Source organism: Janthinobacterium sp. FT14W (assembly GCF_009208755.1).
GTDB lineage: Bacteria > Pseudomonadota > Gammaproteobacteria > Burkholderiales > Burkholderiaceae_D > Janthinobacterium > Janthinobacterium violaceinigrum.
In genome coordinates, this window is record NZ_WFLL01000020.1 from 101730 (window position 1) to 114150 (window position 12421).

Sequence of the window (12421 nt, forward strand, 5' to 3'; positions counted from 1 at the left end):
CGGCAAGCAAGGTGGCAGAGGCTTATTGCACATGGCTGCCTCCTGCGGCTGGCGCCGTGGCCGGCACAGCGGCTGGCGCGGGCAGGCGGGGCGCGACGACAGGCTGGTTGGCGCTGTCCGTCGCCTGGGCCGGCGCGGCGGCCGGCTGGCTGCTGAAACTCAGGCCCCCTCCCTTGCCGCCCTCCCTTTCCACGCTGCGCACCTCGCCCTGGGCGCGGCGCGCCTTGACTTGCTCGAGCACGGGATTCGAGCACGAGCCCTCGATGAAGTCGGCGCGCAGCAGCTCGCCGTTCTTGGTATCGAGGAACAGGCTGTGCGGATCGCCCAGGTTGCGGTTCGATGCTTCCATCATGCGGCTGGCGCGCGGCAACGTTGCGCCGTCGACCTTGATCACATGGCTGTTCGGCGTGATGCCGCAATAGCTGTACTTGCCTTCCACGTCCGTGGTGAAGTTCGTGCCATCCTCCATGTACAGCCGCACGCCCGGGATGCCCAGTTCCTCGGCGTCCTGCACGTGGTTGTTGTTGCAGTCCACAAACACCTTGCCGGCGATGCAGGCATCCGTCGTGAACACGCCGCCCGTCACCTTCACTTTCGCCCGCGCCTCGTTCGACGGCGGGCCGTTGGTGGTCGTTGCCTGGGCCCGGTTGATGCCGTCGCCCTGCAGCGAACCGACGCCCACGCGCAGGCGGTAGCGGAAGCTGGCGCTGGCGTTCGGCGCCAGCGATTCCAGCTTGAAGCTCAGCTGCGGCCCCGGCTTGCCGGAGGGATCGGGCTGCAGCACATTGTTGCGCGTGGTGGTGCCGTCGATGTAGCGGAAGCCGGCCGGCAGTTTGTCGAGCACGCTGACGCCGAATGCCGTCGCCACGCCCGTGTTCTTCACCTCGATCGTGTATTGCAGGCTGTCGCCGATCTCGGCCTGGGTCTTGTTGACGCTCTTGCTGATCAACAGCATCGGCTTGTCCTTGGTGTTGAACAGCACGGGCGTAAAGCTGGGCGGCGTGGCGCCTGGCGTGGCCGGCAGCAGCAAGGTATCGGCCGAACTGGCCAGGGCCAGCACGCTGGCGGGCGCCACCGGCGTATTGCCGCCATCGGCGCCGCTGTAGCTGTGGCCGATATTGCGGCCGCCTGTTGCCGAGCCCGGCAAGGTGCTCGCATACACCTGGTTCAGCTGCGCCACGGTGGGGATGGCCGCCACGCTGCCGAAGTCGACCAGCACCGTGAAGACGATGTTGCAGCTTTCCTGCGGCTGCAAGTCACCCATGCCGTTGAGTAAGCCAAACACGGTGGCGCCGTTGAAGTCGGGATTGGCGACGCAGGCCGTGGCGCTGGCGGGCCGTGCCGTGACGGCCAGGCTGCCCGGCTTGAGGGCGACGCTGGTGGCCGTGGGGAAGACGGCGCGCAGGTTTTCCGCCACCTGCACCATGGTCGAGGTCGGGTAGCCGGCAGGATAGCGGTTGGCCGCCTGCACCGTGTAGCTGATCTCGAACTTGCTGGCATCGACTTGTTGCTGCGCCGACACTGCCTTGATGACATCGACCACTTGCCGCAGCAACACCACGGGCGTGGGCGTGTCTTCGCCCGTGAAGGCGACGCCGCCCATGGTGTCCGAGGCATTGCCATTGCGGTTAGGGTCGACCTTGTCCGCCAGCGCGGCCACGTCCGCTGCCGTGGCCGCGGCGCCCGCATGGCTGCCGCCGTTGTTGGACGCATCGAACACCAGGCTGCCCACGGGGGGCGTGTACGTGGGATTGGCGGCGATCACGCCTGCCGCCGGGGCGGGCGGCACGCTGATGGCGCCGCCGCCGTTGGCGACATTGCCGGCCAGCGCGCTGGCAAACACGCTGTTGTTGTATTGCGGCAAAGTCGTATCCTGCACCGTGATTTCCACGGTGAACGTAATGACGCTCAACTCGCCCTCGCCCAGGGCCGCATCGCCGCTCAGCAAGCGCAAGTCGCTGCCGCCGCAACCGCCCGTAAAGCCCGGGTTGACGGCCAGCTGCCGGCTGCCGCCAATGGCGGGCGCGGCAGGCGGCGCGACGATGCGGCACGCGACGGGCTCGGGGAAGGCGGCGCGCAGGCTGTCGAGCGCCTGCACGTTCTGCGCCGCGCCCTTGCCCACGTTGCGGATCACCACCGTGTACGGCACGGTGAAGACCTTGGCCGACAGCTGGGTCACCTTGCCCACGCCCAGCGCCGCGCCGATGGCGGGATTTGCCACCTCCGTGACGGCCGTGCAATCAGATGCCTGCGCACAACGCGGCAAGTCGGGACCGGCGGGCACGATGGTGTTGCTCAAGGTGCCGCTGGCCGCCACTTTCGCGCTCACCATGACGGCGGCCACGGCATTCGGCGCCAGGCCGGGGGGCACCGTGCACACCAGCTTGTTCGCCGCCAGCGGCGCGCACGTGGTGGGCGCGGCCGGCGTGACGACGATCTCGGCCAGGCTGGCGGCCAGGTCGTCCGTCAAGGTGATGGCCGCCGTGGTGGCGCCGCTGCCGCGGTTGGTGGCCGTGATGGTCCAGCTGACGGTGTCGCCGATGCTGGCATTGGCCTTGTCCGCCACTTTCTTCACCATCACGCTGGGGCTGGTGACATTGGTGCTGGTCTGGCAATCGGCCGGCGCCAGGCACAGCGGCGCATCGGGCCCGGACGGCACGACGCGGTTGAGGGCCGTGCCCGCCTGGGTGACGGTGGCCGACACTTCCACGCTGGCTTCGCCGCCATTGCCGATCAGGCCGGCAGGCACGCTGCAAGTCAGCACATTGCCGGCCACGGGCGCGCAAGTGGCGCGCACGGGCGTGAGCACCACATTCGTCAGGCCGGCCGGCAAGGTGTCGACCAGGGTCATGACGGCGCGCGTGGGGCCGGTGCCCGTGTTGCTGGCCGTGATGGTCCACACGACGGTGTCGCCCACATTGGCGCTGGCGCGGTTGACGCTTTTCCGCACCGCGACTTTGGGGCCAGTCAGCACGATGCCCGATTCGCAGCTGTTCGCCTGCGCGCAGGCGGGGTTGTCGGGGCCGCTCGGCATCACGCGGTTCGACAGCACGCCTTCCAGCGTGCCCGTGGCCGTCACGCGCACGCTGCGCGTGCCATTGCCGATAGCCAGCTGACCAGCAGCAATGCTGCAGCTTTGCACGCTGTTCGCCACCCAGTTCGCCAGCGGCGGGCAAGTCACGCCCGCATCGGCGTTGACCGCCAGTACCGTCAGGTTGGGCGGCAGGATGTCCGCCAGGGTCACCACGCCCAGGTTGGCCACGCCGCCGCTGTTGATGGCGGTAATGGTCCAGGTGATGCTGTCGCCCACGTTGGCATTGACGACGCTGGCCGTCTTGGTGACGCGGATCACGGGACCCGGCATGGTCACCGTGGCCGTGTTCGGCAAGTCATACTGCACTTCCGTCGAGCTGGTGCCGATGATGCTGACGATGGTCGACACATTGCTGGCCGGCTGGATATACGACAGGCCAAAGCTGTGCAGTTCGTTGGCCGCCAGGCTGGCGGGCAAGCCCGTCACCGTCAGCATGCCGCTGACAGCGTCATAGCTGCCGGCCGCGCCGCTGAGGGTCACGCCCATCAGGCCTTGCGCCAGTTTCAGGCTGTACGTCACGTTCTCGGCCGTGCCGGGACCCACGTTGCTGTAGCTGACGATGCCGTTGATCTGGTCGCCGGCACTGGTGGTGCCGGGGAAACCGTTCAGGGTGGTGGTCACGTCGACCAGCAGCTTGATGGCCGTGGTGGTGGTGCTGCAGTCCGCCGCCTGCGCGCAGACAGGATTGTCCGGGCCGCTAGGCAACACCGTGTTCTGCAGCACGCCGGCCGCGCTGGCCGTGGCGCGCAGCACCACTTGCGCCTGTCCGCCCGGCGCCAGGCCGGCCGTCACGCTGCACGTGACGATATTGCCCGCCACGGGCGCGCAGGTGGCCAGCTGCGTGGACAGCACTTGCACGCCGCTGACGCCCGCCGGCAGGTTGTCGGTCAGCACGATGGCGGACTTGGTCGCGCCCGTGCCGCCATTGCTGGCGGTAATGGTCCAGGTCAATAAGTCGCCCACGCTGGCATTGCTCCTGTCGACGCTCTTGCGCACCGTCACTTGCGGCGCGACGAGGCTCGTCGTGGCCTGGCAGGCGCTGGCCGTCTCGCAGGCGGGATTGTCGCCGCCGCTGGGCACGACGCGGTTCGACAGGCTGCCGCCCGCCGAACCCCGGCCCGTGATGACGACCTTGCGGCTGCCATTGCCGGCGGCCAATTGACCTGCCGCAATCGTGCATGACTGCACGCTGCCTGCCGTCCAGCTGGCGGCCGGCGGACAGCTCACGCCCCCATCGGGCGTCACGCTGAGCACGACGAGATTGGCGGGCAGTACGTCGGCGATGACGACGGCATTTTGATTCGGCAAGTTGCCCGTATTCGTGGCCGTGATGCTCCAGGTCAGGATATCGCCCACGGCCGCGTTCACCTTGTCGACCGTCTTGCTGGCGCGAATCACGGGGCCCGGCAAGTTCGTCGTCGCCGTGTTCGGCAAGTCGTTGACGATTTCCGTGGAACTGGTACCCACCACGCTGGTGATGCGCGAGCTGTTGCTGGCCGGCTGGGTGTAGAACAGATTGAAGCTGGCGCTCTGCCCCGCGATCAGGGTGGCCGGCAAGCCGCTCAGCACGTACATGCCCGTGGCGCTGTTGTAGACGCCGCTGATGCCGGGCGCGCCGCTGACGGGGCTGACGGAGACCCCGCCCAGGCCCGCTTCCAGCTGCAGGCTGTAGCTCATCGTTTCCGCCACGCCAGGCCCCACGTTGGCAAACGTCACCACGCCGCGGATGGCGTCGCCCGCGTTGCTGCTGGCGGGAAAGCCGTTGAGCGTGGTGGTCACGTCGACCAGCAGTTTCGACACCACCGTGGTGCTCTGGCAATCGCCGGGCACGGCGCATGCGGGGTTGTCCGGCCCGCCCGGCAGCAGCGCATTGACGAGGCTGCCCGACAGGGCCGCCGTGGCGCTCAGCTTGACGCTGGCGCTGGCGCCGGCGGCCAGGCCGGCCGGCACGCTGCAGTTGACGACATTGCCCGCCGGCGCGGCGCAAGTGACGGGCGCCGTGGGTGTCACCAGCACGTTCGCCAGGCCCGCAGGCAAGGTATCGGCCAGGGTGGCGATGGCCGTGCTGGGACCGCTGCCGCTATTGCGCAAAGTCAAGGTCCACGTCAGGGTGTCGCCCACGTTGGCGGCCGTCTTGTCGACCGTCTTGCTGGCGTTCAGCAAGGGCGCGCTGACGGTGCTGGTGGTGCTGCAATCGCCCGCCTGCAGGCAGGCGGGGTGATCCGTGCCGCTGGCGCTGACGCCATTGACGAGACTGCCAGCGGCGGCGGCCCGCGCCGTCACTTGCAGCGTGGCATTGGCGCCGGCGGCCAGGCCGGCCGGCACGCTGCACGTGAGCACATTGCCGGCCAGCGGCGCGCAGGTGACGGGTGCGGCAGGCGTGACGACGATATTCGCCAGGCCGGCCGGCAAGGTATCGGTGAGGGTGGCGACGGCCGTGCTGGCGCCCGTGCCGCTGTTGGCCAGGGTGACCGTCCACGTCAGGCTGTCGCCGATGTTCAGCGCCAGCTTGTCGACGCTTTTGCTCAGCGCCAGGCTGGGACTGGTGATGGTGGTCTGCGTCTGGCAGCTGTTGGCCTGGAAGCAGGCCGGATTGTCCGGGCCGCTCGGCATGACATGGTTGGCCAGGTTGCCGCCCGCGCTCGCCTTGCCGGTCAGCACGATCTGGCGCTGGCCGTTGCCGGCCGCCAGCTGGCCGATGGCCACGCTGCAGCTCTGGCTGCTGTTGGCCACCCAGCTGGCCAGCGGCGGGCAGGTGACGCCGCTGTCGGGCGCCACATTCGTCACGACGATGTTGGCTGGCAGCAAATCCGTCAAAATGACGGCGCCCTGGTTGGCCAGGCTGCCCGTGTTGCTGGCCGTAATCGTCCAGATAATTTCCTCGCCGACATTTGCCACGGCCTTGTTGGCCGTCTTGCTGACGCGAATGATGGAGCCGGGCATGGTGACGGTGGCCACGTTGGGCTGGTCGTTCGGCACTTCCACCGATGTCGTGGCGATGCGGCTGACCACGGTCGACAGATTGCTGGCCGGCTGGATGTAGCTGAGCTGGAAGCTGAAGCCCTGCCCCGCCGCCAGGGTGGCCGGCACGCCGCTGAAGGTCACCAGGCCGGAACCGCCGTTGTAGCTGCCCGTCACGCCGCCGAGGTTGACGCCGGCCAGGCCGGGCGCCAGTTGCAGGCTGTACGTCACGCCTTCGGCCGGCCCGGGGCCGATATTGCTGAAATTGACGGTGCCCGCAATCGTGTCGCCCGCATGCGTGCTGCCGGGAAAGCCGTTCAGGGTGGTGGTCACGTCGACCAGCAGTTTCACGGCCGTGCTGGTGGTGCTGCAATCGCCGGGCTGCGGGCAGACCGGGTTGTCGGGTCCGCTCGGCACCACCGTATTGACATAGGCGCCGGCCCCATTGGCCACGCCCTTGACGACGATATTGAGCGTGGCGCCTGCCGCCATGCCGGCGGGAATGGAACACACGAGCTGGTTGCCGTTCGGCACCGCGCACGTGGCGGGCGACGCGGGCAACACTTGCCACAGGGTCAGGTTGGCCGGCAAGGTGTCCGTCAGGGTGACGCTGCCCATGGTCGCGCCCGTGCCCGTATTGGCCACGGCTATCGTCCACGTCAGCGCCTCGCCCACGTTGATGTTGCTCCTGTCGACGGTTTTACGCACGGCCACTTGCGGGCTGAGGATGGTGGTGGCGGTCTGGCACGAAGCGGCCTGGGCGCAGGCGGGGTTATCGGGTCCGCTCGGCAGCACTTTGTTGCCCAGGCTGCCGCCGGCCGTGCCGCGGGCCGTGAGGGTGATGCTGCGGCTGCCATTCACGGCGGCCAGCTGGCCTGGCGCGACGGTGCACGCTTGCGCGCTGTTGGCCAGCCAGCTGGCCAGCGGCGGACAGTTCACGCCCGCGCCCGGCGTGACGGACAGCACCGCCACGTTGGCGGGCAGGATGTCGGTCAGGGTCACCACGCCCAGGTTGGCCAGGCTGCCCGTATTCGTGGCCGTGATGGTCCAGGTAATCGTCTCGCCCACGTTGGCCGTCGTCTTGTCGGCCAGTTTCGTCACGCGGATGATGGGGCCGGGCACGGTTGCCGTGGCCGTGTTCGGCAAGTGGTTCGCCACTTCCACCGAGGTGGTGGCGATGCTCGACGTCACCATCGACAGGTTGTCGGCCGGCTGCGTGTAGCTGACGTTGAAACTGGTGCTCTGGCCATTCGCCAGGCCCGCGGGCAAGCCGCTGAGGGTGACGACGCCCGTGGCGGGATTGTAGCTGCCGGCGGCGCCCGTCAGGACGACGTTGCTCAGGCCGGGCGTCAGTTGCAGGGTGTACGTGACGCCTTCGGCGGGGCCCGGTCCCACGTTGGCGTAGGTGACGGTGCCGGCAATCATGTCGCCCGCCAGGGTATTCGGCGGGAAATTGTTCAGGGTGGTGGTGACGTCGACCAGCAGCTTGACCACCGTGGTGCTGGTGCCGCAATCGCCGGGCAGCACGCAGGCGGGAGTGTCGGGCCCAGATGGCAGCACGCTGTTGACGGCGGCGCCAGCCACGGTGAGCGTGGCGCTGACGACGATTTTCGCCGAGGCGCCGGGGGCCAGGCCGGCCGGCACGCTGCATGCGAGGTTCTGGCCCGCCACGGGCGCGCAGGTGGCGGGCGCCTGCGGGCTGACGACGACGTTCGCCAGGCCGGCCGGCAAGGTGTCGGCCAAGGTGACGACGCCCGTGCTGGCGCCCGTGCCGCTATTGCTCACCGTCAAGGTCCACGTGAGCGTGTCGCCCACGTTGATGCTGGCCTTGTCGACGGTCTTTTTCACGGCCACGTTCGGGCTGGTGACGGTGGTGATGGTCTGGCAATTGGCCGGCGTGGCACAGGCGGGATTGTCGACGCCGCTTGGCACGAGGCTGTTGGCCACCGTGCCGGCCGCATTTGCCACGGCCTTGATGGACACCGTTGCCTGCATGCCGCTGGCCAGCCCTGGCGGCACGGTGCACGTCAGTGTATTGCCGGCGGGCACGCCGCAACTGGCGGGCGCCACGGGCAGGATCTGCAGCGCGCCCACGTTGGCGGGCAAGGTGTCGGTCAGGGTGATCGGGCCATTCGTGGGGCCGCTGCCGCTGTTGATGGCTTTCAGGGTCCACGTGATGGTGTCGCCGAGGTTGACGGTGGTCCTGTCGACGCCTTTCGTCACGGCCACGCTGGGGCTGGTCACCGTGCTGGTGGTGGCGCAGGCGGCGGGCGTGGCGCAGGCCGGGTTGTCGGCGCCGGACGGCACGACGCTGTTGGCGTAGGTGCCCGCCGCGGCAGGCGTGGCCGTGACGATGAAGCCGGCGCTGCCGCCGTTCGCGGCCAGGCCGGCCGGCACCGTGCAGGTGAGGATATTACCCACCGGCGCGGCGCAGGTGGCGCTGCCGACCAGCGCCACGTTCAGGCTCAGCAGGTTGGCCGGCAAGGTATCGCTCAGGGTGATGGGCGCGGTGCTCACGCCATCGCCGCTATTGGTCGCCGTGACGCTCCAGCTCAGGCTGGCGCCGATATTGATGCTGGCGTGGTCGACGGATTTCATCACCGCCACCTTGGGGCTGGTGATCGCCGTGACCGTACGGCAGTTTTCCGCCGTGGCGCAGGATGGATTATCGGGGCCGGTCGGCATGATGCGGTTGGCCAGGCTGCCGCCCGCCGTCGCGTGCGCCGTGATGGTGACGCTGCGGCTGCCGTTCAGGGCCGCCAGCTGGCCGGCGGCGATGGTGCAGGTCTGCGTGCTCGACGCCACCCAGGCCGCCAGCGGCGGACAGTTCACGCCGGGACCGGGCAGCACGCTGGTGACGGCCAGGTTGGGCGGCAGCAGATCGGCCAGGCTCACGACGCCCTGGTTGGCGATATTGCCCGTATTGCTGGCCGTGACCGTCCACGTGATGTTCTCGCCCACGTTGGCCGTCAGCTTGTCGGCCACCTTGGTGACGCGCACGTTCGGCCCCGGCACCATCACGGTGGCCGTATTCGGCAAGTCGTTGGCCACTTCGACGGAGGTGGTGGCGACCACGCTGGTGACAAACGAGGTGTTCGTGGGCGGCTGCGTATAGCTGAGATTGAAGGTGACGCCCTGCCCCGCCGCCAGATCCGGCGGCAGGCCCGACAGGACGATGAAGCCCGTGCCCGCGTTGTACACGCCCGTCACGCCGACGACGGACACGCCCGTCAAGCCAGGCGGCAATTGCAGCGTGTATGTGACGTTTTCCGCCGCGCCCGGCCCCATGTTGCGGTAGGTGACCGTGCCGCTGATGGCATCGCCCGCATTCGTCGAGCCGGGAAAGCCGTTCAGGGTGGTGGTGACGTCCACCAGCGCCTTGCTGACCACGGTGGTGGTCTGGCAGGCGCCCGCCGTGGCGCAGCTGGCGCCATTGCCGCCGGACGGCGCCACGCTGTTGACGAAATTGCCAGCCGCCGTCGGCACGCCGGTGAGGCTGACCACGGCGCTGGCGCCCGGCGCCAGGCCGGCCGGCACGCTGCAGCTGAGCGTATTGCCGGCCAGCGGCGCGCAGGTGGCGGGCGCCGTGGGCGTGACGACGATGCTGGCCAGGTTGGCCGGCAAGGTATCGGCCAGGGTCAGGATGGCCGTGGTAGCGCCCGTGCCGGTATTGTTCGCCGTCAAGGTCCACTGCACGGTGTCGCCGATGAAGGCGCTGGTCTTGTCGACGCTTTTCTGCACGCGCACGAGCGGGCTGACGATGCCCAGGCTGTCGCTGTCGACGTTGTTCGCGGGGATGGGGTCCAGCGTGCTCGCGCCGGCCGTGGTGGTGATCGTCAGGCTGCCGCTGGCGGGCAGGTTGAAGGTGGAACTGCAATTGATGCGCGAACCGGGAATGAACGGCGACACGGGCGCGCTGCAGGCGGCCGTGGCGCCGGCGGGCAAGCCGCTCATCACGCAGGTGGGCTCGGCCGCGCTGTCGGGACCGTTGTTCGTGCACACGCCCGTCACCGTCACGGGCGAACCGGCATTGTAGGGACCGGCCGGCACCGTCGTGACGGCTTGCATGTCCGCCTGCAGGCGGCGGTTGCTGATGGTACAGGTGACGGGCGCCTCGGGCATGGTGAAGTTGCCCGCGTTGGCCGCGCCGCTGGAAATGACGGCCGCCGTATCCGTGCGCACGCAGCTGTAGCTGCTCTGGTACTGGGCCAGCACGGTGGCCGTGCCCGCGTTTTCCGCCAACGTGACGAGGTTGCCCACGCGTACCACGGCGCTGGCCGTGGCGCCGTTGCCGCCCTGCACGCCCTCCGTGCCGTTGGCATTCATGATGAACAGGCCGCTGTCGCTGGCCGGCGCCAGCACCTTGAGCACCGTCAAGGTATTCGTCCTGACCATGGCCGTGGTGCTGCTGCTGTTGTTGCTCAGATCGCTATCCGTTTCGTCGGGCGAAACGGTCACAGTGGCCGTATTCACGATGCTGGCGGCGTCGCCCGGCGTGGCCGTGATCGTCACCGTCAGGTAGGAACCCGCGGTGGGGGCGCTGACGGAACCATTCACGGGCAGGTTGCCCATGGTAATGCTCACATTGTTGCTGCCCGAACCCGAGGTTTGCGTGCCGCAGGAAGCGCTGCCGCTGGCGGCGCAGGTCCAGCTGACATTGCTCAGGCTGGCCGGCAGCACATCGCTGAAGGTGGCGCCCGCGCTGAGGGCCGGACCGCGGTTCCACACTTTCATGGTGTAGCTCAGGGGTTTGCCGACGGAAAACTGCGCCGGCCCCGCCTTGCTGACGGCCAGGTCCGTCTTGCTATTGGTACAGTCGGCATAGGAACTGGCCAGGCTGGGATCGCGCAATTGCGCAGCGGGAATAATTTCCGTCACATTGTCGGGACGCGTCCAGCGCATGTGCAAATAATTGATGCCGCCCACGTTATTCCACAGGACGCGGGCCAGATAACAGCCGCCGGGCGTGGCGCTATTGAAATTGCCGGCCAAATTCTGGAAATCCGTTTCATTATTCGAATATTCGGCCACGCTGCCCACGGCCACGTTGTACACGGTATTGCGGTAATTGGTCGAATACTGGGTCGAGAAATCCACCTTCACGTCATCGTCGTGCGCGACGCTGAATTTGTAATTGCCCGCCTGCGGGAACACCACCAGCGTGTACATCACGCGGCCCATGATCCAGGCGCGGCAGGCAGGGGACGTCTGCTGCGTATCGAAGTTGCATAGCTGCCCGGGATTGGCCGGCGTGCCATTGGCCCAGTCCAGCTGTGCCGAGGTGCCCGTGCGCGCCGCGTTGGCGGCAGGATTGGCGGCCAGCGCCGCCAGGCTGGCGAGCCGGCCCGTGCTGCCCGCGTTGAAACCGTTGTTGTAATTGGGCGCGGGCGGATTGGCCGGCACCCGCTCGATGCCGCGGTAATCCTCCCACAACACCTGTGCAGCGGCGGGCGCGGCGGCGCCCAGCAGCAGGGAAGCGAGCGCCAGCGGCACAGCATGACACTTGGAAAGGTGGAAGCGGCGGGTGCGGCCGGCAAGCGCGGCCAGCATGCCCAGATAGCGCCAGGCGGACGAAAAAGCTGCATGGCGGCCGGAACGGCCTGCCGTTTCCTGTAGTGTTTTGATCATGTTGTTCGCTAAGAAATGTACCGCTGCAAGATGCAGGACGATATAAAAATGACATTTATTTGTCATGATTATATGAACAAGTAACAGTTCAAGCGTACGACAACAGTGCTTTTTTTGTTTCCAACAATGAAATTAAATTATCTCGTTGATATTTCGCAACACATTCCTCAAATTAATCGTGTAGTCACGCTGACATTCTATTTTTTACCGCATACTGATTAGCTCGGCACAATATTTAAATTATCATTTACATAATCATGCGAAACTATCAAACGCGTAGTTTGTTTTCCAAAAGAAATTATTAATTCCGATTAACAGCATTTACTGAAATACGCCTTTTCCCTGCCTGCGCGGCAAGTTCCCCATTCGCTCCTGCGCCGCCGCATATTCACGCCGCATATTCATTTTCCGGTGCCTGCCCTTGATACCAATTTCACGGCATGCGCGTCCATTTCCCTGCAAGACGGGGCAGGCAGCAGGGGGAATTGGTCTTGCAGGACGGGCGCGCAGGCGTCGCGGCTATCGCACCGGTGCCCGGATCGCTTACTATCGCCCCATCGCGCCCTGCGCCACCACCGTGCCATCCCTTTGCCAGGAGTCCTCATTGATGCCCCATGCCCATCGCCGCCTGCTGCTGGCCTGCGCCTGCGCCTTGCTCGCGGCCTGCAGCCCGTTCGCCCCGCCGCCCGCCGCCTCGCTCCCGGCCGCGCCGGTAGCGGCGCCAGCCATGCAGGCGCC

The 12421-nt window shown here is 67.4% G+C and carries 1 protein-coding gene; it reads right to left on the reverse strand.

All coding sequences use genetic code 11. From position 1 onward, the window contains the following. Positions 1 to 22 precede the first annotated feature (22 nt). Positions 23 to 11683: a DUF11 domain-containing protein gene (locus GCN74_RS15220; RefSeq protein ID WP_193317101.1), complete on the reverse strand. Its 11661-nt coding sequence runs from the start codon at positions 11681 to 11683 to the stop codon at positions 23 to 25. Between the last annotated feature and the right edge of the window lie 738 nt (positions 11684 to 12421).

Bases quoted from the DNA above. Each gene is read 5' to 3' on its own strand.
- GCN74_RS15220 (WP_193317101.1), bottom strand. From the start codon at position 11,683: ATGATCAAAACACTACAGGAAACGGCAGGCCGTTCCGGCCGCCATGCA.